Raw genomic sequence first — 25474 nt, forward strand, 5'->3', positions numbered from 1 at the left:
TTGAACAACCCGAGTCACGCCGTGCGACTGGCCTGGTGATGCATCAGTGCGCGCTGCTCGCGACGTGCTGCGAGCCAGTCGGAGAAGCGCTCCATATAGAGATAGATCACCGGCGTCGTGTACAGCGTCACCAGTTGCGACAACAACAGGCCGCCGACGATGGACACGCCCAATGGACGCCGCAGTTCCGAACCGATGCCGGTGCCCAGGGCCAGCGGCAACGCTCCGAGCATCGCCGCCGCGGTGGTCATCATGATCGGGCGGAAACGCAGCAGGCAGGCGCGATGAATCGCATCGCGGGCGTTCAGCCCGGTACGCCGTGCCTCGATCGCGAAGTCGATCATCATGATGGCGTTTTTCTTGACGATGCCGATCAGCAGCACGATGCCGACGATGCCATCCACCGACAGGCTCATGCCGCACAGGATCAGTGCCAACAGCGCACCCACACCCGCCGGCGGCAGCGTGGAGATGATCGTCAGCGGATGGATGTAGCTCTCGTAAAGCACGCCCAGCACGATGTAGATCACCACGATGGCCGCCAGCAGCAACAACACTTCGTCACCGAGGGAAGAAGCAAACTCCGCGGCCTTGCCGACAAACTCGCCACGCACTTGCGGCGGGAAGTTCAGCTGCGTCTCGACCGCATGGATGGCCGACACCGCGTCGGACAACGAATAGCCCGGTGCCACGTTGAACGCCAGGGTCACCGCCGGGAGCTGCTGCTGATGACTGACCACCAGCGGTGCACTGGTCACCTCGGCGGTGGCCAGCGAGGACAGCGGAATATTGCCGCCACCGCCCAGCTGGAAGCCCACGTTGCCGGCATTGCCAATACCCGAGGGCGTTGCCGAGTTGCTCGACTTGACCTGGCCAAAGCTGGTTGCGTTGCTGCCGGTAAGTGCACCACTACCATTGCCGCGCACGGTCAGCTTGTTCAACAGGTCATCGCTGTTGCGGAATTCCGGCGCCACTTCCAGCACCACGCGGTACTGGTTCAGCTGGGTGAAGATGGTGGAAATCTGGCGCTGACCGAAGGCGTCGTACAAGGTGTCGTCGATGCTCTGCACCGGCACGCCCAGGCGGCTGGCCTTCTCGCGGTCGATGGTCAGCTTCAGCGCATTGCCGTTGTCGGCGAGGTTGTTGTCAACGTCGGTCAGCTCCGGTCGCTGCCGCATGGCTTCGGTCATTTTGGCGGCATAGCCGGACAGCTCGACCGAGTTCACATCAGACAGCGAGTACTGGTATTCGGTGGCGGAGATGCGGCTGTCCAAGGTGACGTCCTGCACCGGTTTCAGATACAGGGCCACACCCGGGATACCGGCCACCGCCTGCTGCAGACGCGGCAGCAACTTGTCCAGACCATCGCGATCACCGCGCTCCTTCAGCACGATGCTGAGCTGGCCTTGATTGAGCGTTGGGTTGATCGTGCCGGCACCGATGAAGGCCGCCACACCGACGACCGCCGGGTCCTTGCGCAAGGCCTCGGCCACGGCCTTGGTGCGTTCTTCCATCTGCGGGAAGGCAATGTTGTCGTCGGCCTGCACCACGCCGGTGATCAGGCCGGTGTCCTGCTCGGGCAACAGGCCTTTTGGAATCACCACGTAAAGGAATACGGTGAGCACCACGGCCGCGCCTGCCACCAGCATGGTCAGGCGCTGGTGATCGAGCACCAGATCCAGCGAGCGTTCGTACATGACCACAATGCGCGACCACACCGTACGCTGACCGGCAGCGGCATGACGCTCGTGCGCGTCGTCACCTTCAGGCAACTGGTCGGGCTTGAGCAGGTAGGCGCACATCATCGGCGTCAGCGTCAGCGACACCAGCATCGAGATGGTCACCGAGATCGTCAGCACCCACGCGAACTCATGAAACAGGCGACCGGTGACGCCCGGCATCAGCAGCAGCGGCAGGAATACCGCCACCAGCGACACGGTCAGCGACAACACGGTGAAGCCGATTTCCTTCGCGCCGATTTCAGCCGCCTCCTTGCCGTCCTTGCCCTGCTCGATGTAGCGCACGATGTTCTCGATCATCACGATCGCATCGTCGACCACGAAGCCGGTGGCCACGGTCAGCGCCATCAGCGACAGATTGTCCAGCGACATGCCGGTGAACGACATCACGCCGAACGTGCCGAGCAGCGACAGCGGCACCGCCGTGGCCGGAATGATGGTGGCCCACAGCCGGCGCAGGAACACGAAGATCACACCGATCACCAGGAACACGGTGAGGATCAGGGTGAACTCCACGTCATGCACCGAAGCGCGGATGGTTACCGTGCGGTCGGCGAACACGTCCAGGTGCACGTCGGCCGGCAGCGCGCTGCGCAATTCCGGCAGCACGTTGCGGATCTGTTCCACCGTCTGCACGATGTTGGCGCCGGGTTGGCGGCGCACGTCCAGCAACACCGCCGGCTGGCCGTTCGCCCACGCGGCGAGCTGGTCGTTCTCGACACCGTCGACCACCTTGGCCACGTCGGACAGCCGCACCGGCGAGTTGTTCTTGTAGCTGATGATGGTGTTCTTGTATTCGGCCGCGTCACTCAACTGGTCGTTGGTGCCGATCGAGTAGCTTTGCGTCTTGCCGTTCAAGGTGCCCTTGGGCGCATTGACGTTGGCCTGGGTCAACGCGCTGCGCACGTCTTCCATGGTCAGGCCGAGGTTCGACAGCTGCGCCGGGTTCACCTGCACGCGCACCGCAGGGCGCACGTTGCCGGCAATCGAGACCAGGCCCACGCCCTGCACCTGCGACAGCTTCTGCGCAATGATCGAGTCGGCCAGATCATTCACGTCGCGCAGCTGGCGGCTGTCGGAGGTGAGCTTGAGGGTGAGAATCGGCGCGTCTGCCGGATTGACCCGGTTGTACACCGGCGGGTACGGCAAGTTGCCGGGCAAGGTGCCCTTGGCCTGATTGATCGCCGCCTGCACATCCTGCGCGGCGATATCCACATCCCGATCCATCGAGAACTGCAGGATGATCGTGGACAGTCCGGCCGATGAGTCGGAACTCATCATGGTCAGGCCGGAAATCTGCCCGAGGTTGCGCTCCAGCGGCGTGGTGATCAGCGACGCCATGGTGTTGGCGCTGGCACCCGGGTACTGCGTGCTCACCACCAGGCTTGGCGCCTCGATTTCCGGCAAGGCGGATACCGGCAACTGGCGATAGCCCAGGATACCGAGCAGCAGCACCGCCACCATCAACAGCGAGGTGGCGATCGGCCGGCGAATGAAGAGGGTCGAAAATCCCATGGCTATCCGTAACGTCTAAATGCGGTTTCAGTCGCGATCGTGGCCGTGGCGGGAGCGCCGTGAAGCGCTCCCGGCATCGCCGGCCGGCCCAGGTCAGCCGCGGCGGCGACCACCACCGGTGTTGTTCTTCTTGGCCTTGTCCACTTCGCTGGCCGTTGGCACGGCCGGCACTTCGCCCGGCTTCAGCGCATTGACCTTGCTGCCCGGCTTCAGGCGGAACTGGCCTTCAGTGACCACGCTGTCGCCAACCTTCAGTCCACTGCCGATCATCACGTGGCTGTCGCCCACTTCACCGGCCACCACGATGGCCTGCATCTTGACCGTGCTGTCGCCCTGCACCTGATAAACATAGTCGCCATCCGGACCGCGCTGCACCGCTTGCGCCGGAATCACCAGACCGCCATCCACCGTGCTGACCAGCAGTTGCACGTTGACGAACTGGCCGGGCCACAACTCGTTCTTGGCGTTCGGGAACTCCGACTTCAGGCGGAAGGTGCCGGTGCTGGTATCGATCTGGTTGTCGATCACCTTGAGCACACCACCCGAGGCGATCGGATGGGCGTCGGTGCGATCCAGCGCGGTGACCTGCAGCGCCGCGCCATCCTGCGAAGCGGCCTTGCGCACGAGGTCGAGGTTCTGCTCGGGCAGGGTGAACATCACATTGATCGGATGCAGCTGGGTCAGTGTGACAATCGTGCTGCTGGCAGTCACCACGTTGCCCGGGTCCACGCCACGAATACCGGCCAGGCCATCGATCGGCGAAATCACCTTGGTGTAGTTCAGCTGCACCTGGGCATCACGCACGCTCGCCGCATCGGCCGACACCGCGGCCTGGTATTGGGCAGAGGTGTTGCGCAAGGTGTCCAGATCCTGCTTGGAGATATAGCCCTTGTTGGCCAGATCCTGACTGCGCTGGAGGTTGCTCTTCGCAGTGTCCAGCATCGCCTGATCCTGACGCTGGCGCGCCACGGCCTGGTCATAGGTGGCCTGATAAGTGCGCGGATCGATCTGCGCGAGCAACTGGCCCTTCTTGACCGGCTGGCCTTCGCTGAAATCCAGGCTGAGCAACTGGCCGGTCACCTGCGGACTCACGGTGACCGTGTTGAGTGCCTGCACGGTGCCCAGCGCTGTCAGGTAGACCGGCACGTTCTGCTTGACCACCGGCACCACGGTAACCGGCACTGGCGGGGTCTCGTCCTTGCCGTCTTTGCCACCACGAGCCTTGCTGGCACTCTGGCCCGACGCGGCGGAACCGGCCGGCGCCGGCTTGTGCAGCAGGCGGAAACCCAGCGCCGCCACCACAACCACGGCGAGGACGACCAACGCGATTTTCCAAAAACGCGACATGTAAAACTCCTGAACTGAACGGTGCGGCCCTGTGGCGCGCAGCAGCGTGGCATGCATGGGTGGCGCGGTGACGCCGTCGGACAACGCCGACGGCGACTCCCGAGGTGAAAGCATAGGGGCAGTCCAACAATATTGGACAATGCCGGTTGACATGGTTGGGCCATGACCGATGGCAGGGTAACGGCCATTTTCGTGCGTGCGCCGGCCTTTGAGCCGCCCACTTCGACAGATTACCGCAAGCCGCCGTCACGCAGGCCTGAAACTTGCCGCACGCTTCGTTTATAATCCCCCACTGGTTGCCTGTCCGACCCGCATCCGGGCCGGAGGCAAGCTTGATCCGCGTCGCAAACTGACGGCACACACCCTGGTCGGGCGTGTCACCCGTTGCTGCGACAGCAACAGGCAATCGAGGCAGGTCGGGGCAGCCATCGTGGCGTTCCGCCGCCCACTGACAGGAGTACGTGCGTGAGCGGTTCCATGAGCAAGTCGGACCAGAGCGTCCTGCGCCAGTTTTCGATCATGATCAGCGGCCTGGCCGTGTTGACCGTGGTTCTGGTCCTGGGGGCGCTCGCCATCCACGAACACGAGCCGCAGGAAACCAATCCAAACCAGCCGGCCCAGGTGGCCGCGCGGATTGCTCCTGCTGGCGCGGTGTATGCGGGCAATACCGGCCGCGCTGCCATGCAGGCTGCCGCCGATGCTGCCACCAAGGCAGCGGCCTCGCAGGTCGCCTACGGCGGCACCACCGACGGCAAGGAAATCTTCGATCACCTGTGCACCAGCTGCCACACCGCCGGTGTAGCCGGCGCACCGAAAGTGGGCGACAAGGCAGCCTGGGGCCCGCGCCTGGCGCAGGGCATCGACGTGCTGGTCAAGCACGCCATCGAGGGTTATCACGGCCCCGACGGCAACTACATGCCGGCGAAAGGTGGCAACCCGGCGCTCACCGACGAACAGGTCACCAATGCCGTGCACTGGATTGCCGACCAGGCGAAATAATTTCGCCTGACCCAACGATCTGTCGTCAAACGCCGCCCTCTGGGCGGCGTTTTCGTTTGCCCCTTCCTCTGCACAAGCAGGGGACAAATCGGCAGGACTGCCCGTCAGCCGCCCGAGGGGTGAGGGCCATGGATGGCCCGAGTGCAGGTTGGGATGGGATTACAAGCTGCAGGGAAGATCAAAAAGCACCCCACCCCAGCCCTCCCCTGCCTTGCAGGGGGGAGCAAGGCTGGAGAAGAAGGCGAATTGAACCCTCACCCCCCACGCGCCTCAATCCACTGGCGCGCGAACGCCCGCAACTCCGGAAAAAACACCTCAAAGCAGCGCTGCAGCTCCAGCTCATGCTCCACGAGCACCGGCAACGCCGAATCCAGCGGATTGGCCCGGCTCAGGCGCTGCCCGATCCCGGCCAGTGCCTGACCCAGCACCGCGCGATCGGCATAGCACGCTGGCAGGCCGTGGCCGTCCATGTAGCTCCGGAACCGCCGCAAAGCGGGCGTCAGCAAGGCATCCCGCCGCCATAGCAAGGCACGCAACGCGTCGGAATACGGCAACAGCGACCGCCCGCTCCAGCGCGAAAACTCACGCGCCAGGCAATGGTCAAACCACATGTCGAGCAAAATGCCGGCATAACGGCGATAGGGCACGGGCAACAACGCCTTGGCTGCCAACACGTCGAGATGGGCGTCGGTATAAACGTCAATCGCCCGATGCAGGCGGATGCCGGCAATCACCCGCGGCGAATACAAGGTCTGATCCGGCTGCCCGTGGACGAAGTCGCCGAGCATGCCGCCCAGTTGCAGTTCCTCGTCATCACCGGCCAGCAGGGTGTGCGCCAGATGGTTCACCCGCGGCTTCCGCAGCAACCGATGCGCTCGGCGGTTATCATCCTAGCCATGAATCCCACCGAACTCCCCGCCGCACCGGCCAGCTTTCCCGATATGCCGGCCAGTTTCATGCTCGACGGCCCGGTCGGCAAGCTGGAAGCGCTCAGTGACGTTGCCGAGCCGAGCAGCGCGCGCCGTGGCGTGGTGGTGCTGTGCCATCCGCTGACGGTGGAAGGCGGCAGCATGCACAACAAGGTCGTGGTCATGGCCGAACGCGCGCTGCGCGAATCCGGACTGGACACCGTGCGTTTCAACTTCCGTGGCGCCGGCAACTCGGCCGGCGAATTCGACAAGGGCGTGGGCGAAAGCGCAGACCTCGCCGCGGTGGTCGCGTGGGTGCGCAAGATGCGCCCGCACGATGCGTTGTGGCTGACCGGCTTCTCGTTCGGCAGCTACGTCACCATCAACAATGCGCTGCGCCTGCATGCCGATGCGCTGATCAGCATTGCCCCACCGGTCGGTCGGCGGGAGTTCGAGCCGACCTCGCTGCCAACTTGTCCTTGGCTGGTGATTCAGGGTGAGGCCGACGAAGTGGTCGAACCACAGGCGGTGTTCGACTGGATCGACACGCTGGAACACCAGCCCGAACTGATCCGCATGCCCGACACCAGCCACTTCTTCCATCGCCGATTGATGGACCTGCGCGGCGCGATCAAGCATGCCGTGCTCGGCTGGCTGCCGCCGCTGCGGCAGGCCTGACGCCTGCTCTCACCTACCTCACGACTGCCTGTTCCATGAGTGCAAACCCCTCGCTCGCGCCCAGCGCGCGTTACCTCGAAGGCGTTGCCGCGCATCGCTGGGAGTCCGACCCGACGCAGCTGGCGTTGCTGCCCGAGTTCGACCGCATGCACGCGGCGCTGTGCGCTGCGCCAGCCAGCGAAGGCGGCCTGTTCGGTCGACTGAAATCCCTGCTGGGCAATGATGACCCACCGGTTGCCGTGCCCGGCCTGTACCTGTGGGGCACGGTCGGTCGCGGCAAAACCTTCCTGATGGATCTGTTCGCCGCCAGCCTGCCGCACGGCGTGGTACTGCGCCGGCATTTCCATCGCTTCATGGGCGAAGTCCACGACAGCTTGCGCGAGCTGGGCGAACGGCAGAGTCCGCTGATCGAGGTTGCCGCCGGCATCGCCGCGCGCTGCCGCGTGCTGTGCCTGGATGAGTTTTTGGTCAACGACATCGGCGACGCGATGATCCTGGCCAACCTGCTCGACGCGCTGTTCGCGCGCGGCGTCACCCTGGTCACCACGTCCAACACCGCGCCGGCCAATTTGTACAAGGACGGCTTGCAGCGCGCGCGCTTCCTGCCCGCGATCGCGCTGATCGAGCAGCAATGCCACGTGGTGGAGATGGCCTCGTCGCGCGACTGGCGACTGCGCGCACTGACCCAGGCGTCGGTTTACCTGACGCCTCCAGGCGCTGAGGCACACCGCGCACTGGAAAAGATTTTCGCCGGCCAGGCTAGCGGCGATGTCGAGCTGGATGGCCAGTTGCACATCAACAACCGCGACATCCCGTTCCACAAGCGCGCCGACGGCGTGCTGTGGTTCGAATTCACTGCGCTATGCGAAGGCCCGCGCGCAGTCGCCGACTACATCGCGCTGGCCAAGGCCGGGCCGACGATCCTGATTTCCAACGTGCCGCAATTCACCGTCTACAGCGAAGACGCGGCGAAGCGCTTCGTGCAATTGGTCGACGAGTTCTACGACCGCCACGTGAAACTGGTACTGTCCGCCGCCGCACCGATCACCGAGCTGTACGACGGCGAGCGCCTGCGTGCCGAATTCGGCCGCACTGAGTCACGCCTGATCGAGATGCAGAGTGAAGAATATCTGGCGCTCGCGCACCTGCCGGAATAAGCCGCCCACACAGGGCGGAATCAGCTGGAATGTATGGCGCGCCAGCGCGACTCCAGCACCATGATCGTGAATACATAGATCACCACGATCACCGCCGGAATCACCACGAAGCGCTGGGTCGGGAACAGATACCACGCTGCCAGCACCAGCACCGTGCGGCCCACGGCATGCGCGATGCCGATCCAGTGGCGAATGATCCATGACACCGGCAACCACATCAGTCCGGTCAGTATGCCCACGCTCAATGGCAGCGAGCTGTAGTCGCGCAGGAAGAACGGCAGGGCGATCGCATACACCAGCACCGACATCAGCACGGTCAGCATGAACAGCGAATCGAACGCATTCTTAGGCCGCGACTTGTCGAGAAAATTCTCGCCGGTGAAGCGAGACAGAAATATGCCGAGATAGGCAATGCAGCCGGTGGCGATGAACAGCGCCCACACGGCATACAGCGGTGAAAGACAGGCGCCAGCCACGCCGGCAACCAGCCACGCGACACACCCTGCCAGTGGCATCGCCAGCAATCGCCGCCGCGCGAATTCCTCGCGCTGCTGGTCCAGCGAACGCGTCAAACCTTCTACATTCCGACTCATGCCGACTCCACCGAAGCGATCAAGCTGAAGGGCTTCATTCGAAGCGGGCTGTCGTTCCTGCAGACTGCGCACTCAAGAAGCGACGGTGATGAACCAGCACGCCGCTGTAGTAGACGATGTAGTAACCCACCAGCAAGCCGATCACCAGCATCGTCAACGGGCTGGAGGCATAACCCATCGGCCCGGCGTAGGCAGCGCCTGCCGAAGCGCCCTGGATCTGTGGCAACAGCACCATCAGCCGCCAGCCCAGTCGACCAAGCAGCAAGGCGGTAAGCAGCGCACCGACCCACGGATTGGGCACGTAGCAATCGCCCTTGACCGAATCAACCTCGAACCGGGTCAGGCGCAAACCCACCAGACCGATCGCGCTGCCGATCATGATGCCGCCCAGCAAGCCTTCAGCCAGCGCCAGCTTGTGCAGGCCACTGAGTGCCAGCAGGCAACCGATGAGTACAAACATCACGATGCGCGCGATCATCCGCTTGCGCCGGATCGGCTGGCGGCCGAACTGGCGGCTGACGCGCTTCCAGATGATCAAGGCCAGCAGCGGCAGCATGATCAGATAGCTGGTGAGATGGGCAGGCATGAGCATTCCGTTGACAAGGTTCGCAGGCAGCTTAGTCCAGCGACCGGGCCTATGACGACTGACGAATGTCATCCATCCGGTGTGGTGTGTGGGCGTGCGCTTAAGCCCGCACCGAGCTGTTGCGCAATCGAGCGCGTGCGGTCGGTGATCTGGTTGCCGGTATGCAAGGTCGATTTGCGTTCGATCAGCAGGATCAGGCATTCGGCGGCGGCCACCGGATTGTGACGAACACCCTTGGGCACCACGAACAGCTCGCCCTGATCCAGCTCCACCGCACCGGTTTCCAGCTCGATGCGCAGGTGGCCATCGAGGATCAGGAACAACTCATCCTCGTCCTCATGACTGTGCCAGCCGAAAGTGCCAAGCACCTTGGCCACCTTCAGATAGCTATCGTCCAATTCGCCAACGACGCGCGGCGACCAGTATTCGCTCAACGCGGCGGCGGCTGCCTTCGGCGAAACGGCCGGTGGCATGGGACTACTTCGCCTTGCCCTGATTCGCCACCGCCGCCATCTTCGCGGCGATCGCCTCGGCGTCGCCGAGGTAGTAGTGGCGCAGCGGCTTCAGTTCGTCGTCGAACTCATAAACCAAAGGCACGCCATTGGGGATGTTCAGCTCGACGATGGCTTCATCGGAAATGCCATCGAGATACTTCACCAGCGCGCGCAGCGAATTGCCGTGTGCCACCACCACCACGCGCTGGCCAGCACGAATCGCCGGCGCCAATACTTCATTCCAGTAGCGCTGCACCCGCACCACCGTATCCTTCAGGCACTCGGTATCGGGGATGTCGCTCGGAGCGAGTGTGGCGTAGCGCGGATCGCTCACCGATTCGTTCGCGGCACGATCCAGCGGCGGCGGCGGAATGTCGTAGCTGCGACGCCATATCTTGACCTGGTCCTCGCCGTACTTCAGCGCAGTTTCGGCCTTGTTGAGGCCGGTCAACGCGCCGTAGTGGCGCTCGTTGAGGCGCCAGTCGGTGACCACCGGCAACCACATCAACTCCATCGCATCCTGCACGCCCCATAGCGTGCGCACCGCGCGCTTGAGCACCGAGGTATGCGCCACGTCGAAACTGAAACCATCAGCCTGCAGCAGGCGGCCGGCTTCGCACGCTTCGGCCACGCCTTGTTCGGTGAGGTCGACATCGGCCCAGCCACTGAAACGGTTGTCGAGGTTCCACTGCGATTGGCCGTGGCGGATCAGGACGAGCTTGTGCATGGGAATGCCCGGAAGGTGGAATGAACGGCGAATGGTGAAGCCACGCTCCGACAGCGTCAAATGCGCCCCCTGCCACAGGTCATGGCAAACCGTTTGGCCGCGGGCTGCATCTCAAGCTCACTAACCCCTTCAAGGAGATTGCCATGCGTCGCTTCCCCACCCTTCTGATGTTTGCCGCCCTGAGTGCCAGCCTGCCCCTGCTGGCTGCCGCACATGACAATGACATCGACAAGGTCAACGGCGCGGTGCGGGTGGAAGCCGGCCAACAGGCTGGCGACGTCAGCACCGTCAACGGCGCGGTCTACGTCGGCGACAACGCCACCGTGAAGGAAGCCAGTACGGTCAACGGCGCGGTCGAGTTGGGTGCGAAGGCGCAAGCCACTGAACTGGGCACCGTCAACGGCTCGATCAGCCTGGGCAACGGCAGCCGCGTCAGCGGCAAGGTCGATGCAGTCAACGGCGCGATCCATCTCGACCCGAACGCCGATGTTGGCGGCCGGGTCGAGAACGTCAACGGCGGCATCGTGCTCGACGGCGCCCACGTCGGCGGCGGCATCGGCACGGTTGCCGGCGACATCACCGTCGGCGCGAACTCGCGCGTGGAAGGCGGCATCCTGGTCGACAAGAGCCACAGCTGGTTCGGCGGCAACCAGCGCATGCCAGTGGTGGTGATCGGCCCGCACGCCGTCGTGCAGGGCACGCTGGAGTTCAAGCGCGAGGTGGTGCTGAAAGTCAGCGACAGCGCGCAGATCGGCCCGGCAAAAGGCGCCACGCCGGTGAAGTTCAGCGGCGCGACGCCGTAGAAGGCAGGAACGAGTGGGGAGGAGTGAGAAACGAGAGTGGCTGCGGTGGGCTCACTCGTTTCTCACTCCTCCCCACTCATGTTTCCTCTCTACAGCCAGTCGCGCGGCTTCAGGTAATCAGCCAGCTTCGCTTCGGCAGAGTCTGCGTCAGGCGCGTACGCATATTCAAAGCGGACCCGGGGCGGCAGGCTCATCAGAATGGATTCGGTGCGACCACCGGACTGCAGGCCGAACAACGTGCCGCGATCGTAGACCAGGTTGAATTCCACGTAGCGACCGCGCCGGTACAGCTGGAATTCGCGCTCGCGTTCGCCGTAGGTCATGCCCTTGCGACGTTCCGCGATCGGCAGATAAGCGTCGAGGAAACCCTGACCCACGTCCTTGGTGAAGTCGAAGCAACGCTCGAAGCCGCCTTCGTTCAGATCGTCGTAAAACAATCCCCCGACGCCCCGAGTCTCATCGCGGTGCTTCAGATAGAAATACTCGTCGCACCACTGCTTGTAGCGCGGATAGACGTCCGCACCGTAGGGCTCGCACAAGTCGCGCGCCACCGTATGCCAGTGCCGCACGTCCTCGTCATGCGGATAGAACGGGGTGAGATCGAAACCGCCACCAAACCACCACACCGACTCCACGCCCGGCTTGCTCGCTTCGAAGTAGCGCACGTTGGCGTGCGTGGTTGGCACATGCGGGTTCTTCGGATGCAGCACCAGCGACACGCCAGTGGCGATGAAGCTGCCACCGACCAGTTCCGGTCGGTGCGCGGTGGCGCTGGGCGGCAATTGATGACCGGATACGCGCGAAAAATTCACTCCCGCCTGCTCGAACACCGCGCCATCGCGCAGCACGCGGGTGCGCCCGCCGCCGCCTTCCGCACGGGTCCACGCGTCCTCCTCGAAACGCGCACTGCCATCGACCTTTTCGATTGCACTGCAGATGCGTTCCTGCAGTTCACGCAGGAAGGTTTCGGCACGGTCGGCTTGCTGGCTGCTCATCACGGGACTCATCGCGGAAAGGTGGCCAGCTTAGCAAGTGCGCCCGCCGCCAGCGCTGCGACGCGGTGCCGCGGAAGCCTGCGCTGCATCAGGGTAGCGGCGGCGCATCAGCTGATCCTCGCCGTCATCCGCGTATTGCCGACGAGTGCAGCCCAGCGCAAGCCAAGATCAAGCCACATCAGGTAGCTGGCCTCGGTCAGCAAGCGGGCGAGATAGCGTGGGCGCAGCGGCAGTGTCGGCTCGGCAGCGATCGGCAGACCCTCAAACCCCAGCCTTCGCGCCAGCATGCAGCAGCGCGCGAGATGATAGCGACTGGTCAGCAGTACCACCGGTGGCAGGCTGGCGTCAGCCTGCAGCAACTGACGGGCATGCCGCAGGTTTTCCAGAGAATCCACCGAGTCCTGCTCCAACTCCAGCTGCACCTCGCCACGCAGGCCCTGCTGGCGCAACCACTGCGCACCGGCCGCCGCTTCGCTTTGCTGTCCACCGCTGCGACCGCCGAGCAACAGCAGGTGATTGGCATGGCCTTGTTCGACCAGTGCCAGCGCGCGCGCGAGGCGCTGCTGATAGTCCGGCCCCGGCGCATCGCGCACGAGGTGGCGACCAAACACCAGCACGATCATTCGCCGCGATGGCACCAGCGGGCTGCGCGCCGCAATACGCCAGACGTGAATCACATAACCCAGCCAGACCAGTCCCGCACTCAGCAGCAGCACCAGCACGGTCACGGCGGCCGCGACCTGTACGTCGCGATCGCGCAGGTAGCGCCATGGTTTTGCCGTCATCGAACGGTTCATCGGAAAGGACGGGGGACTCGGTCAAGCACGCAGCTTAGCGGTCGCGACCTGTTCGCAACACCTTCATGTGCGCCCCCGCACTCTTTCCGCTTGTCGACTTACAGGCTAGGCATTCCGCCGGGCCACCGTTAGGCTTTCGCAATGCCCATCAAGATGACCCCTCTGGCGATCACCGCCCACACCGCCACCTCGGCGCTGGGAAACGGCCTGACCGCCCAGCTCACCGCGTTGCAAAGCGCGCGCAGCGGACTGCGCCCGAACGACATCAGCAGCGTGCCGCTGGCCTGCTGGATCGGCCGCGTGGACGGCGTGGAGGCGGTGCAACTGCCGGCCGACCTGCAAGACTGGGATTGCCGCAATAACCGGCTGGCGTGGCTGGGCCTGAATCAGGACGGCTTCCTGCAGCGGGTGGAAGCGGCACGCGCACGCTACGGCGCCAATCGCGTGGCACTGCTGCTGGGTACGTCCACCGCCAGCATCGGTGCGACCGAAGAGGCCTACCGTGCGCTCGATGCGGACGGTGGCTTCAGCGACGACCGACTGTATGCGCCACTGCACGCGCCCCATTCATTGACCGCCTTCGTCGCCGCTGCACTGCAGCTGGAAGGTCCGTGCCTGACGGTTTCCACTGCCTGCTCGTCCAGTGCAAAAGTGTTTGCCAACGCCGAGCGGCTGATCCGGCTTGGGCTGGTTGATGCCGCGGTGGTCGGCGGCGTGGATAGCCTGTGCGACAGCGTGCTGTTCGGCTTCAACGCACTGGAACTGATTTCGGACGAACCGTGCCGACCGTTCGATGCGGCGCGCAACGGCATCTCGATCGGCGAGGCCGCCGGCTTCGCCCTGCTCGAACGCGCCGAGGCGGCACCCGACGCGCTGCAGTTGCTTGGCTACGGCGAAGCCAGCGACGCGCATCACATGTCGACGCCGCATCCGCAAGGCTTGGGTGCCGAGCTGGCGCTGAACGATGCGCTGGCACGTGCCGGGCTGGATGCCGGCCAGGTGGACTACATCAACCTGCATGGCACGGCCAGCCAGAAGAACGACGAAGTCGAGGCCGCCCTGGTAACCCGCGCGTTTCCGGCACGCACCCGCGCCAGCTCGACCAAGGGCTATACCGGCCACACGCTCGGTGCGGCCGGCATCATCGAGGCGACCATGGCGATGCAGGCGATCGAACACGGACTAATCCCCGGCAACCTTGGCGGCGACACCCCGGACCCACTCTGCGGCGCGCAATTCAGCTGGCAGAACGAGCATCAGCGGGTGGACGTGGCGCTCAGCAATTCGTTCGGCTTCGGCGGCAACAATGCCTGCCTCGCCTTCGCCCGTGCGGGGTTCGTCGCGTGAGCGCGTTGCAGGTTTTTGTCGACGGTGTCGGTGTGTGGTCGCCGCAGCTGGCTGATTTTGCCAGCTTGCGCAGCGTGCTCGAGGGCCAGTCTCCCGAACCACCAGCGCGCCGACCGGCTGCCGCCACGCTGCCGGCCAACGAACGCCGCCGCGCGCCGGAAAGCGTGCTGCTGGCGGTGGAAGTGGCCGGTCAGGCCATCGCCATGAGCGGTCAGGACGCCGCCAGCGTGGCCTGCGTGTTTGCTTCCTCGCATGGCGATCAGGCGATCACCGATTACATGTGCGCCACGCTGGCGAGCGCACCGACAGAGTTGTCACCGATCCGCTTCCACAACTCGGTGCACAACGCTGCCGTGGGTTACTGGACCATCGCCACCGGTTGCCACGCGCCATCCACGGCGATTGCCGCGCAACGCGCCAGCTTTGGCGCCGGCCTGCTTGAAGCCGCCAGTCAAGCCTGTGCCGAGCAGCGTCCCGTGCTGCTGGTGTGCAGCGATTTCACCGGCACCGGCCCGCTGCTCGAAGTCACCGGCTGTGCCCAAACCTTCGGCTGCGCGTTGCTGCTGAGTCCGCAGCAAAGCGGCCGCAGCATCGCCCGTCTGCGTTTGACCCTGACCAGTACGCGCCCCTGCAGCACACTCGGCCAACCGTTGGCGGACTGGTGCGAAGCCAACCCCTCCGCTGCCGCCTTGCCGTTGCTGGCATTGCTGGCGCAAGGCGCGGGAAGCTGCCAACTTGACGCAGCCGCCCAGCTTGGGTTGCAGATCGACATGGAGCCGGTCATTTGAACACCGCCATTCCACGCTGGTGCGTGTTGATTCCCTGCCTCAACGAAGAGGCCGCAATCCATTCCGTGGTCGAATCGGTGCTGGCGCTTGGCGCACCCGTCATCGTGATCGACGACGGCTCCGATGATCGCACCGCAGAGATCGTGGCCACGCTGCCGGTAACCCTGCTGAGCCACGAACGCCGCTGCGGCAAAGGCGAAGCATTGCGCCATGGTTTTCGCGAGGCGATGAAACTCGGTTACGACGCCGTACTCACCATGGACGGCGACGGCCAGCACCTGGCCGAGGACATTCCACGCATCGTGGCAGCGGCGGCGCAGTATCCCCGACACATCGTGATTGGCGCGCGTCTGCTCGACAAAGACCAGCAACCGAAGGGGCGGCGGCGCGCGAACGCGGTCGCCGACTGGGGTATTTCATGGGCCTGCGCGCAACCCGTTGCCGACACCCAGAGCGGCCAGCGCTGGTACCCGCGTGCCGCACTGGAACTGGTCGACCTGCCGGCAGAAAATTTTGTATTCGAAGCCGCCATTCTGATCGCCGCCTCGCGCGAGAAGAAGCTCGGCGTGGTTTCGGTGCCGATTGCCTCGCGCTACCACGGCAGTTTTCGTCCCAGTCACCTGAAGCCCGTGCACGACGTCACCCGCATCACCACGTACACGATTGGCCGCGTGGTCCACTACGGCAACATCGTGGCGAGCTATCGTCGTTCGCGCAAAGCGCCTACCCTGTTCGAAGGCAGTTCGACGCGCTGACGCGATCGAGCCACGCCTGACGGAGCACCCGTTCGATGCGCGACATGCAACATGAAGTGGTCATTCTCGGCGGCGGTCTCGCCGGGCTGTGCCTGGCGCTGCAACTGCGCGGCGAGTTCCCCGACATGGACATCATGGTGCTGGAGCGCAAGCCGCACCCGGTGACCGCGTCCGCGCACAAGGTGGGCGAGTCCACCGTGGAAATTGGCGCGCACTATTTCGGACACACGCTGGGCCTGCGCGGGCATCTGGAAAGTGCGCACATCCGCAAGTTCGGCTTCCGCTTTTTCTTCTGCGACGGCCGCGAGGATCTGGCCGCTGTGACCGAACTGGGCGTGCGCAAGGTATTGCCCACGCCGAGCTATCAGATCGATCGCGGCATCTTCGAAAATTTTCTTGGTGAGGAGGCGCGCCGACGCGGCATTGTGTTCCGCGACAGCGTGCGCGTGACCAAGTTCACCTTGGGCAGCCAGGGCAATCTGCACCGCGTGCACTTCAGCGTAGCCGATGGCAGCGAGCACGTGCTCGACGCACGTTGGTTGCTGGATGCCTCCGGTCGCGCCGGACTGATCCGGCGCAAGCTGGAACTCACTCGCGACAACGGCCATCACGCCAACGCCGTGTGGTTTCGGCTGGATGACCGGATCAGCATTGACGGCTGGTGCGACGACGCCGAGTGGCAGGGCCGCTGCACACCCGCCGAACGCTGGCGTTCGACCAATCACTTGTGCGGCCCGGGCTACTGGACCTGGTTGATTCCGCTGGCTTCCGGCGCCCACTCGGTCGGTATCGTCGCCGATGCGGCGATGCATACGCTGGAATCGATGAACACTTTCGAACGTGCCCAGACGTGGCTGACCCAACACCAGCCCGCGCTTGCGCGCGAGGTGGCTCAGCGGCAGGACAAGCTGCTCGACTTCGCCTTCTTCCGTGATTACTCCTACAGCTGCAGCCGCATGTTCAGCGCCGATCGCTGGGCGCTCACCGGCGAGGCTGGCGCCTTTCTCGATCCGTTCTATTCGCCCGGCAGCGACTTCATCGCAATCAGCAACACCTACATCACCGAACTGATCCGGCACGATCGCGCAGGCAAACCGCTGGCACCTTACGTGCGCCTGTACGAGCGCCTGTTCTTCTCGTTCTACGAGAGCACGCTGGCGCTCTACCGAAATCAATATCCCTTGCTCGGCAACGCCGAGGTGCTGCCGATAAAGGTGATCTGGGATTACACCTATTACTGGGGCGTGCTGTGCCAGTTGGTGTTCCAGCAGCGACTGACCGACGCGGCGCTGTTCGCCGAACTCGGCGCCGAGCTGGATGGTGCGCGCCTGCTCAACGAACGCATGCAGGCGTTCTTCGGCCGCTGGCACGCCTGCTCCGCCGGAAGCAATCCGCGCGCGATGCTCGACCAGGGCGACTTGCCGTGGTTTGCGGCGATGAACGCAACCCTGCACGACAGCCTGGACGATGCCGGCGTGCGTACGCGTCTGCGTGAAAACGTGGCGTTGCTGCAAGGTTTGGCCGCGACCATCGTTGAACGCGCTGCTGCCGATGGCAACGATTCACTACGCGACGAAATGAACGACCTCAGCCACGCGCAACAACGACCGGTATTGTTCGAAGCGGCCTGAGCACCGTCGGCAAAACGCGGTCAGCCCATGCCGCCGTTGACGCCGATGACCTGGCCGTTGATATAGCCCGCTGCGTCCGAACACAGAAAGGCCACCAGAGCGGCAACCTCTTCCGGCTTGCCGGCGCGCTGCGCCGGGACCACTTCGCGGATGCGCTCGGGCGGAAAAGCCGCCTCGGCCATGCGGCTTTCGATGACCCCCGGCGCGACCACGTTGACCGTGATGCCGCGTGAGGCCATCTCGCGTGCCAGCGACTTGCTGGCGCCATGCAAGGCCGCTTTCGCTGCCGCGTAATTGGTCTGCCCACGATTGCCCAGCTGTGCCGCCACCGAACTGATCGACACGATGCGACCGAAACGTTGCCGCGACATCGGCAACAGCAGCGGCTGGGTAACGTGAAAGAAACCATGCAGTGAGACGTTGATCACGCGATGCCACTGCTCGTCGCTCATGCCAGCCATCGGTGCATCGTCGTGGATGCCGGCATTGTTGATCACGGCGTGGATCGGGCCTTCGGTCAGCAGCGTGTCCAGCGCGGCACGGGTTACTTCCGCATCGGTGACGTTGAACGCCAGCGCCTGCGCGCTGCCACCTGCTGCATTGATGGCGGCGGCAATTTCCTCGGCGCGGGTCAGGCTGTGATGGCCGTGCACGATAACCTGCCAGCCGGCCGCTGCCAGCGCATGGCAGATCGCGCCACCGAGTTCGCCGCTGCCACCGGTAACCAGCGCGCGACGATGTTTGATGGTTTCTGCCATGGCACTCGCTCCTGATCAACGCGCCGGATGGATGACCGCGGCGCGACCACGGGCCAACAACTGCCCGCGATGCTCGACGATAAACGCATATTGCGCCCCGCCGTCATCGGCATAAAGGCATTCGCCGTGCACGTCGATCGCGCCTTCCAGCTGATCCACGTATTCGGCGAACAACTGCACGTCGCGCAGGCTGACCAGCATGCCCGGCCGCACTTGTTCGTCGCCACGCGAGCGCGCCAGCAGGGCGCCATGAACCGCCATCGCCTGCGCGCCGTATTCAGCCATGTGCACCGCATGCAGTCCATGCTCGCCGCGCAACGGATTGTCGGCGCGCGCATGCCCCGCACTTTGTGCGTGAATGTGGCGCTCGTCCCATGCGCATACCGCGTCCAGCAGACACATCGTGCCCGCGTGGGGAATCAGCGACGCCCAGTCAGTCTTCGGCAACATGGGGAGCCATCAGGATCGACAGACAAAAATGGAAGGCCACGCCCAGACTCACGGTAAGGCCAATTGCGCGCAACACGGGAATCGTCGCCCATGCCAGCATGCCGAACACCAGCAGGGCGGACAGCACGCAGACGATGGTGGCGTGCAAGGTGCGCCGCTGCTCAGCCGGGTCGCCGGTATCGCGTTCGAAGAACAACGCGTAATGCAGGCCAAGGCCGCCGGCAAGAATCAGCGCCACCAGATGGAACAGCGAAATCTCGATCCCCATCATTCGCTCGACTGCCAGCACCAGAAACGTGGCCAGCGTCATCGGCGCCAGCACATGCCACGCGCGTCGCACGCTGCGCAGGGCGAACGTAATCGTCAGCACCAGCAGCAAACTAGCCGCCAGCAATGCCTGCAAGATGCGCGTGCGGTAATCCACCACCAGTGATTCGGAAGCAGCCTTCAGATCCAGCAGGCGCACGCTGCCGTGGCTGTCTTTGCCCAACGCCTGCAGTGCGGCCACGTCATGCACGCCGCTGACCGTGCCCAGACCCAGCCAGTGGCCGTCGCGCTGCATCAGCATCGCGGCGAGGCGCTGGCCCAGTGGCGTCTGTGCATACCGTTGAGGCGTCAGTGGCGCTAGCTGGCGCGCGGTCTCCACGTCAGCGACAAACGGTTGAAACAACTCGGCGCGGAACGGCAGCCCCTGCAAGGCTTCGTCCAGTGCGTGTTGAAGGGTCGTGTGATCAGGCAGTTTCTGTTGCCGCGCGCGTTGCACGGCCACGCTCGGCAGGTAACGCGAAGGCAGTTCCAGCGCATCGACCGCATGCTTCGCCACCAGTGCATCGACTTGCGGCTGCAGTTGCTCCGACAAGGTCAGCACGCCCTGCTCGGTGGGTGCCTGCAATACCAGCAGGTAGCGTACGTCGGGAGCGCCCAGCGCCTGCCGCAAGCGAGCGTCGTGCTGCAACAAGTCCAGCGGCAGCGGTGTCAGTGCGGCGAGGTTGTTCTGCCAGAACGAACCGCGCGCCAGACCGAGCATCGCCACAATCGCCACGGCAACCAGCAACGGAATCCAGCGCGGTCGCGGCAGGTGATCCACAAAATGCCGCGCCCTTACCAGCCACGCCATGTCAGCCACGTCACGCACCCGACGCGGCAGCAAATGCGGCAGCAGATAGCGCGTGCTGAAACCGGCAACCAGCAAGCCGACAATGGTGAACACCGCCAGCTGCTTCAAGCCGTTCACGCCGGAGGCGTAGAACGCTAGATAGGCGATGCAGGCCGAAGCGATCGCGGTCAGCAACAGCGGCCACAGGTCACGCACGCTTTGCACCGCGTCCTCGCCAGCACGCCGGTGGCTGAGCACGCGTATCGGGTACTCCTGCGCCACCCCGAGCAAGGTGAAACCGAACGCCAGGGTGATGCCATGCACTTCAGGGAACGCCAGGGTCAGCACGGCAATGCCGGCCAGCGCCGCGCTGGCGATCGGCAGCGCACCCAGCAGCAGCGAACTGAAACTGCGATACGCGAGCAGCAGCAACGCGATGAAACCCACGGTGGAAATACGCCCGATCCAGTCCGCCTGATGCCGCGTCTGCGCGCCGACCACCACACTGAAATAGCCCGGGCCGCTCAGTTCCAGTTTCGCGGACGCACTGTCCGGCAGTGCGGCGAATGCCTTGCGAATGCCATCGATGGATTGTTCCTGCGCACCGGGGTCGAACCCGGCGGCGACGGTTTGCACCAGCAGCAGCGCTTCATTCTGCGGTGAGAACCACACCCCTTCGCGTACTTCAGGCGACTTTGCCGGCGCCCATAACTGGGCCAGCTTGAGCACCTCCAGCGTGGGGTCGCGTGGCAACAATCCTTTCAGCAAGCTGGCGGCCGGCGAGGACAAGTCATCCAGCCGCTGCTGCAACTGATCGGCAAGATACGCTTCGTCCAGCGGCTGCGTATCCAGCGTCGGCGACAGCAGGAAGCGGTACGGCAACAAGCTTGGATCAAGCGCGCCCAGATCGAAGCTGCCGTTGATCACCTGGCTGTAGCGCGGGTCTTTCTTGAGCGCGCCGGCAAGCCCCTGACTCAGCGCGGCCAACTTTTCATCGGACGCACCACCGCCGGCCATGGATGGCCCAGCACCACGAGCGCAGGATGCGCAGGAGCGGCTGATCGATAGCAGCAACAGGCGCGAGCCGGGACCTTCGCCCACCTGCTCCATCAGCAGGCGCTGATCCGGCGTCGTCGGCGCCGGCATGAAGCTGCGCAAATCGGTACTGATCTTCAGCCGCTGCGCGACCATCCAGCCCAGTCCGGCCAGCGCCAGCAACCAGAGGACCAGCAAGGTCGCGCGGGCGCCCCGACCCATGCTCAGGGAGCGCTCTGGCACAGCGCCTGCAGCGCTTCGCGGGTCGGCTCGGCGGGCATCTTCGTCGCCAACGGACCGAGCAGGTCGACCGCCACGTCGCCATCGGCTTCCTGCATGTGCATGCAGCGCGACTGATTGCCGGCGCCATCGATGCGAATGCTGGCCACCGTCTTTGCCACGCGCGCATCACGCGGCACCAGAGTCAGCGACCAGGCACCGTCAGCGTTGCCGGCCTGGGTGATCTCGAAGGACTTTTGCAGACGCTCCGCATCACCACTGAGCAAGGCCACGAAACTGTCCAGCAACACCTGCAACTGCGGCGCACGCTTCAGCGAAAAGTGCCGCGCACTTTTGCCCTCACGCTGCTGAGTGACCTCGCCATCAGCGATCGTGGCGGTCTCGCGCTGCGGCTGATCCACGCGGCGCTGCAACTGGTCGCCACCAAGCCATGACAATTCACCCGAGACCACCAGCGGCTTCTGCAGAATTTGCAGGAAGCGCGCTTCCGCAAACGCCGTATGCGCTGGCGCGGGCTGACCCAGCGCGGCAATCAGCGCGTGCGTTGCGGGAACCGCAGGTACCGACTCAGACGCCGACGCGCTCGCGCACAGCGTCAGCAGCAGGCTCGGCAGCAGGAGGTGCGTCTTGCCAGAAATCATAGAAATTGAACCAGTTGTAGGGAGCAATCTTGATGTAATGCTCGAGTCGTTGGGCATAGCGCGCAATCAGCGCATCCAGTGCCGGACCCCGATCATGCCGGGGAATCTCCACCCGTTCGCTGAACGGCTCGAACACCAGCCGGTAACGGTTGCCGCCCAGATACAAGCCGAAGCATAGAACCACCGGCGCTTTCAGCGCATGCGCGAGCAACCACGGGCTGATCGGGAACGGTGCCGGGGAACCGAGAAATTCGGTATGGCGCAGCACTTCGTGACCACGCCCGCGATCAGCCAGCATCGCCACCAGCGCACCACTCTGGCAGGCCTCGGCCATGGCCAGTGCGATGCTGGTGCCATCCTGCGATGCGTCGATCACGCACTGACCGACTTCCGGTGCCAACGCTTCCAGCAACTCGGTCATCGCCGGCGTCTTCTGCTTGTCCAGCACCACCCGCAGCGGCATGTCCGGGCGGCGCGCGCCCACGGCACGCAGCGCCTCGAAGCTGCCCTGGTGCGAGCCGAACAGCAACACGCCACCGCCACGCGCGTGGCGTTCATCGAGCAGATGCAGGCCGACGGTCTCGATCTCGAACGGCGTCTCGCCGCGTGCGAGGAGAAAGATCCGGTCCATGCTGCTGGCGGCGAAGCAGTGCATGTGCTTGAACACCTGCCAGGCCGTCACCGGTGCGCCGAAAACACGGTTGAGATACTGCCGTGAGGCCAGCCGCTCGGGCTTGCGGCGCAGATAGAAGTACAGCGTGATCGGATACAGACACGCGCGCGCGAGCCGGCGCCCGCCGTACAGCGCAATGGTGCGGATCAGCCAGATGGCGAAGCGACCGCCGCCTTCGGGCCGGCTCTGCCAATGCTCGTTGCTACTCATGTCGCCCCCTCGAGCATCCCGCGTGCCAGTAGTTGATCGCCGCGGCGGATCTCGAAACGCACGCGCGATCCACTCGGCGCGGCTTCGCTCAGGCTCAGCGTAGCGGTTTCCGCCGGCAATAGCGGCGCGACGAATTTGGCCTCGATCAGCCGCGCCACGCGCTGTCCACGCCAGGCACGCAAGGCCAACGCCACCTGTTCCAGCAAGACCACGCCGGGAACCAGCGGATGGCCGGGAAAGTGGCCGGGCAAGGCCGGGTGCCCGGCATCGATACACAGGCTCTGTTCGTAGCGCTCACTCATCAGCGCGCCACCCGCTCGCCACGTACCAGTTGCGGCCAGTGCAGCGCCAATCGCAGCAACATGTCGTGCAGCCCCGGATGTTTGAGATGGCGCAGTCGCCAGCGCCGAAAGAGATATTCCAGCAGGAACGCCACGCCGAGCATGATGTAGCTGCCCATGTGCAGCCAGATCGCGGCCCAGCGCTCGGGCACCGGCAGCGGTGACACCATACCGAAACGTTGCAGCAGGCCGCTGTGATCGGCACAAAGCAGCAGCACCATCAGCAGCAACGCCTGTGCGCCAAGCAGTAGAGCCCAGAACCAGGTGACCTGACGCGCATAGGCTTTCACACCCGGTTGTTGCAGTCGTTCGGCACCTTCGATCGCGATGATGAAACGTTCAACCAGCGGCTCGGGGGTAGCCAGCGTGCGGCCGAACCAGCTCGCCAGCAGTGCGTTGATCAACACCGGCACGGCCTCCAGCAACAAGCCGGCAAAACCGCTCTTCCAGAGCAACAGCAAGCCGACAAGCACAGCGCACCACGTCAGCCATGCGATGCCTCGACGTGCCAGCAGGTGCGGCAACAGCAGCACGGTCGCCAGCAGCGCCAGCGCCAGCAGTGAATAGATCTGCCGATGGCTCCACGCGCCGGCGATCGCCAGCAAGGGGTAGACCGGCAGCAGGCACAGCGAAGCGCCCCGCGCACGGTCAGGCAATGGAGAAGATGCCGTCATGCCGGATTCCGGGTCGGCTCACTGGAAACCGCCAGACTGCCAGTCGCGCGGGAAAACAGCGTGAACCGGTTGCGGCCAACGTGAACCAGCGCCGCGCTCAGCTGGCGCGGTTCTGCTCGACGTGCTCGGACAGATTGCGCAAGCTGGCGAAGATCTGCCGGTTTTCCGGATTGTCCGAGCGCAACTGGAAGCCATAGCGCTTGGATACGGCCAGGGCGATCTCCAGCGCATCGATCGAATCCAGCCCCAGCTCGCCACCGAACAACGGTGCGTCCGGATCGATCTGGTCCGCCGTGACGGATTCGAGATTCAGGCATTCGACCACCAAAGAGGCCAATTCGTGCTGTGCTGTGGTTTGCTCTGCCATGCTCGATTCCGTACGATGATTTCATTGCCTCCCCCCGGTGGCAGTGGGCGCGGAGTGTAACATAGCGGCCTTGTCGTTCCCGGTTGCAAAGCATGGTTCAAGGATGTGAAAGCCCGCTGATTGACCCGCTCGCGCGTCGCGCGCCGCAGGTGTCCTATCGCGTGACGCCAACGGCGTCGGTACTCGCTGAAGCGGGCACGCTGGCGGTCTTCGGTTTCGGCCAGGCTGCCCCGCACAGCGATGATCCGCGCTATCTGCGGGTGCCGCTGGAGGCTCTCGACGGCCCCGCGCCGCTGGAGCTGTGGCAAGTCGACGCCACGGTCAGCAGCGGGCAGGACGGCGCACTGCGTTGGTCAGCCGGCGGCGGCTGGCTGTTCGCGGCCATTGAACTCGACGAGGACGAACACGGCGGCGCCACCACCACGGCCCAACTCGCCTATGCGCGCCTGCACCAGTTCGTGGCCTCCCGCAGCGAGCAGCACGTGCTGCGCGTGTGGAATTATCTGGGCGCGATCAACCACGGCGACGGCGATGCCGAGCGTTACAAACACTTTTGTGAAGGCCGCGCCAGCGGCATGGGCGACTTCTTTGCGGAAGGTTTCCCTGCCGCCACGGCAATCGGTCATCTAGGCGAGACGCCGCGACTGCAGGTTTATCTGCTCGCTTGCGACCGACCCGGACAGCGGATTGAAAACCCGCGCCAGGTCAGCGCCTGGTGCTATCCGCGCCAGTACGGCCGCACGCCACCCAGCTTCGCCCGCGCCATGAGCCTTCCGGGCGGGGATGCACTGGCCATTTCGGGTACCGCGGCGGTGGTCGGCCATGCCTCGGCGCATCAGGACGATCTGGACGCCCAACTCGGCGAAACCATGCTCAACCTCGACGCGCTGCTGGCCAATGCCGGCATGAGCAGCGGTTTCGACAGCCAGTCGCCGCTGAAGGCCTATGTCCGCCATCACGCGGATGCGGCACGTGTGCGTGAATTCCTGGACGCGCGACTTCCGGGCGTGCCCGTACTCATGCTGCACGGCGATATCTGCCGCAGCGAACTGCTGTTCGAAATCGACGGCTGGCGCTACGCCTGAGAGCGAACAGTGAGTGCGGCGAAGTGAGCAAAGAGCAAGTACCCC

General features: G+C 64.5%; 26 protein-coding genes. 9 read left to right on the plus strand and 17 right to left on the minus strand.

Going from position 1 to position 25474, the window contains the following annotated elements:
- Window positions 1-14: 14 nt before the first annotated feature.
- Both PY254_RS01165 and PY254_RS01170 read right to left on the minus strand, forming a co-directional pair.
- Entirely contained in the window at window positions 15-3254 is a 3240-nt protein-coding gene (locus tag PY254_RS01165) for an efflux RND transporter permease subunit (protein WP_281013659.1), read from the minus strand.
- Between the two features lie 93 nt (window positions 3255-3347).
- Complete coding sequence (locus PY254_RS01170) at window positions 3348-4601, minus strand: efflux RND transporter periplasmic adaptor subunit (protein ID WP_281013660.1); 1254 nt, start codon at window positions 4599-4601, stop codon at window positions 3348-3350.
- A gap of 477 nt (window positions 4602-5078) precedes the next feature.
- Here PY254_RS01170 and PY254_RS01175 point away from each other — a divergent pair, with 477 nt between their 5' ends.
- Entirely contained in the window at window positions 5079-5600 is a 522-nt protein-coding gene (locus PY254_RS01175) for a c-type cytochrome (RefSeq protein WP_281015124.1), read from the plus strand.
- A 254-nt stretch (window positions 5601-5854) separates the two neighbouring features.
- Here PY254_RS01175 and PY254_RS01180 read toward each other — a convergent pair whose 3' ends face one another.
- Window positions 5855-6448, minus strand: a complete 594-nt coding sequence (locus tag PY254_RS01180) for an acyl carrier protein phosphodiesterase (RefSeq protein WP_281013661.1) — start codon at window positions 6446-6448, stop codon at window positions 5855-5857.
- 48 nt (window positions 6449-6496) lie between these two features.
- On the opposite strand from PY254_RS01180, the gene PY254_RS01185 reads away from it, so the two are divergent.
- Window positions 6497-7186, plus strand: a complete 690-nt coding sequence (locus PY254_RS01185) for an alpha/beta hydrolase (protein WP_281013662.1) — start codon at window positions 6497-6499, stop codon at window positions 7184-7186.
- Window positions 7187-7221: 35 nt separating this feature from the next.
- Window positions 7222-8343, plus strand: a complete 1122-nt coding sequence (gene zapE, locus PY254_RS01190; protein WP_281013663.1) for a cell division protein ZapE — start codon at window positions 7222-7224, stop codon at window positions 8341-8343.
- A gap of 20 nt (window positions 8344-8363) precedes the next feature.
- On the opposite strand, the gene PY254_RS01195 is transcribed toward zapE, so the two are convergent.
- From PY254_RS01195 to gpmA, 4 genes are all read right to left on the minus strand, one after another.
- Window positions 8364-8936 (minus strand): DUF7010 family protein, encoded by a 573-nt coding sequence (locus tag PY254_RS01195; protein ID WP_281013664.1) that lies wholly within the window; start codon window positions 8934-8936, stop codon window positions 8364-8366.
- Between the two features lie 34 nt (window positions 8937-8970).
- A complete protein-coding gene (locus PY254_RS01200) occupies window positions 8971-9522 on the minus strand; it encodes a CcdC protein domain-containing protein (RefSeq protein WP_281013665.1) in 552 nt (183 codons plus the stop codon).
- Between the two features lie 68 nt (window positions 9523-9590).
- On the minus strand, window positions 9591-9995 hold the full coding sequence (locus PY254_RS01205; RefSeq protein ID WP_281013666.1) for a cupin domain-containing protein: 405 nt from the start codon (window positions 9993-9995) through the stop codon (window positions 9591-9593).
- Window positions 9996-9999: 4 nt separating this feature from the next.
- On the minus strand, window positions 10000-10743 hold the full coding sequence (gene gpmA / locus PY254_RS01210) for a 2,3-diphosphoglycerate-dependent phosphoglycerate mutase (RefSeq protein WP_345781821.1): 744 nt from the start codon (window positions 10741-10743) through the stop codon (window positions 10000-10002).
- Between the two features lie 143 nt (window positions 10744-10886).
- On the opposite strand from gpmA, the gene PY254_RS01215 reads away from it, so the two are divergent.
- Window positions 10887-11546 carry a DUF4097 family beta strand repeat-containing protein gene (locus tag PY254_RS01215; protein WP_281013667.1) on the plus strand — a complete coding sequence of 220 codons (660 nt, stop codon included), beginning with the start codon at window positions 10887-10889 and terminating at the stop codon, window positions 11544-11546.
- Window positions 11547-11635: 89 nt separating this feature from the next.
- Here PY254_RS01215 and hemF read toward each other — a convergent pair whose 3' ends face one another.
- Both hemF and PY254_RS01225 read right to left on the minus strand, forming a co-directional pair.
- Complete coding sequence (gene hemF, locus PY254_RS01220) at window positions 11636-12541, minus strand: oxygen-dependent coproporphyrinogen oxidase (protein WP_281013668.1); 906 nt, start codon at window positions 12539-12541, stop codon at window positions 11636-11638.
- A 107-nt stretch (window positions 12542-12648) separates the two neighbouring features.
- Window positions 12649-13326 carry a YdcF family protein gene (locus PY254_RS01225; RefSeq protein ID WP_281013669.1) on the minus strand — a complete coding sequence of 226 codons (678 nt, stop codon included), beginning with the start codon at window positions 13324-13326 and terminating at the stop codon, window positions 12649-12651.
- Window positions 13327-13491: 165 nt separating this feature from the next.
- Here PY254_RS01225 and PY254_RS01230 point away from each other — a divergent pair, with 165 nt between their 5' ends.
- The 4 genes from PY254_RS01230 to PY254_RS01245 are packed head-to-tail and all read left to right on the plus strand — an operon-like array spanning window position 13492 to window position 17859.
- The gene (locus tag PY254_RS01230; protein ID WP_281015126.1) at window positions 13492-14685 is read left to right on the plus strand and encodes a beta-ketoacyl-[acyl-carrier-protein] synthase family protein; all 1194 of its coding nucleotides are present in this window, start codon (window positions 13492-13494) and stop codon (window positions 14683-14685) included.
- On the plus strand, window positions 14682-15473 hold the full coding sequence (locus PY254_RS01235; protein WP_281013670.1) for a beta-ketoacyl synthase chain length factor: 792 nt from the start codon (window positions 14682-14684) through the stop codon (window positions 15471-15473). Before PY254_RS01230 ends, PY254_RS01235 begins: the two co-directional genes overlap by 4 nt.
- Window positions 15470-16228, plus strand: a complete 759-nt coding sequence (locus PY254_RS01240) for a glycosyltransferase family 2 protein (RefSeq protein ID WP_281013671.1) — start codon at window positions 15470-15472, stop codon at window positions 16226-16228. Before PY254_RS01235 ends, PY254_RS01240 begins: the two co-directional genes overlap by 4 nt.
- 35 nt (window positions 16229-16263) lie before the next feature.
- The gene (locus tag PY254_RS01245) at window positions 16264-17859 is read left to right on the plus strand and encodes an NAD(P)/FAD-dependent oxidoreductase (RefSeq protein WP_281013672.1); all 1596 of its coding nucleotides are present in this window, start codon (window positions 16264-16266) and stop codon (window positions 17857-17859) included.
- Between the two features lie 20 nt (window positions 17860-17879).
- Here the strand turns inward: PY254_RS01245 and fabG are convergent, their stop codons facing one another.
- The 8 genes from fabG to PY254_RS01285 form a co-directional block, all read right to left on the minus strand.
- The gene (gene fabG / locus PY254_RS01250) at window positions 17880-18617 is read right to left on the minus strand and encodes a 3-oxoacyl-ACP reductase FabG (RefSeq protein ID WP_281013673.1); all 738 of its coding nucleotides are present in this window, start codon (window positions 18615-18617) and stop codon (window positions 17880-17882) included.
- A 15-nt stretch (window positions 18618-18632) separates the two neighbouring features.
- Complete coding sequence (locus tag PY254_RS01255) at window positions 18633-19067, minus strand: hotdog family protein (protein WP_281013674.1); 435 nt, start codon at window positions 19065-19067, stop codon at window positions 18633-18635.
- Window positions 19051-21420 (minus strand): MMPL family transporter, encoded by a 2370-nt coding sequence (locus tag PY254_RS01260; protein WP_281013675.1) that lies wholly within the window; start codon window positions 21418-21420, stop codon window positions 19051-19053. Before PY254_RS01260 ends, PY254_RS01255 begins: the two co-directional genes overlap by 17 nt.
- A gap of 2 nt (window positions 21421-21422) precedes the next feature.
- Entirely contained in the window at window positions 21423-22079 is a 657-nt protein-coding gene (locus PY254_RS01265) for a LolA-related protein (protein WP_281013676.1), read from the minus strand.
- Complete coding sequence (locus tag PY254_RS01270; protein ID WP_281013677.1) at window positions 22006-22962, minus strand: lysophospholipid acyltransferase family protein; 957 nt, start codon at window positions 22960-22962, stop codon at window positions 22006-22008. The genes PY254_RS01265 and PY254_RS01270 overlap by 74 nt, the downstream gene beginning before the upstream one ends.
- Complete coding sequence (locus PY254_RS01275; protein WP_281013678.1) at window positions 22959-23264, minus strand: ApeI family dehydratase; 306 nt, start codon at window positions 23262-23264, stop codon at window positions 22959-22961. The genes PY254_RS01270 and PY254_RS01275 overlap by 4 nt, the downstream gene beginning before the upstream one ends.
- A complete protein-coding gene (locus PY254_RS01280) occupies window positions 23264-23977 on the minus strand; it encodes a COG4648 family protein (RefSeq protein ID WP_281013679.1) in 714 nt (237 codons plus the stop codon). Before PY254_RS01280 ends, PY254_RS01275 begins: the two co-directional genes overlap by 1 nt.
- A 97-nt stretch (window positions 23978-24074) precedes the next feature.
- Entirely contained in the window at window positions 24075-24344 is a 270-nt protein-coding gene (locus PY254_RS01285) for an ApeE family acyl carrier protein (protein ID WP_281013680.1), read from the minus strand.
- A gap of 92 nt (window positions 24345-24436) precedes the next feature.
- Here PY254_RS01285 and PY254_RS01290 point away from each other — a divergent pair, with 92 nt between their 5' ends.
- A complete protein-coding gene (locus tag PY254_RS01290) occupies window positions 24437-25429 on the plus strand; it encodes a chorismate transformation FkbO/Hyg5 family protein (protein ID WP_281013681.1) in 993 nt (330 codons plus the stop codon).
- Window positions 25430-25474 lie beyond the last annotated feature (45 nt).

It is taken from the genome of Rhodanobacter sp. AS-Z3, assembly GCF_029224025.1.
Lineage (GTDB): Bacteria > Pseudomonadota > Gammaproteobacteria > Xanthomonadales > Rhodanobacteraceae > Rhodanobacter.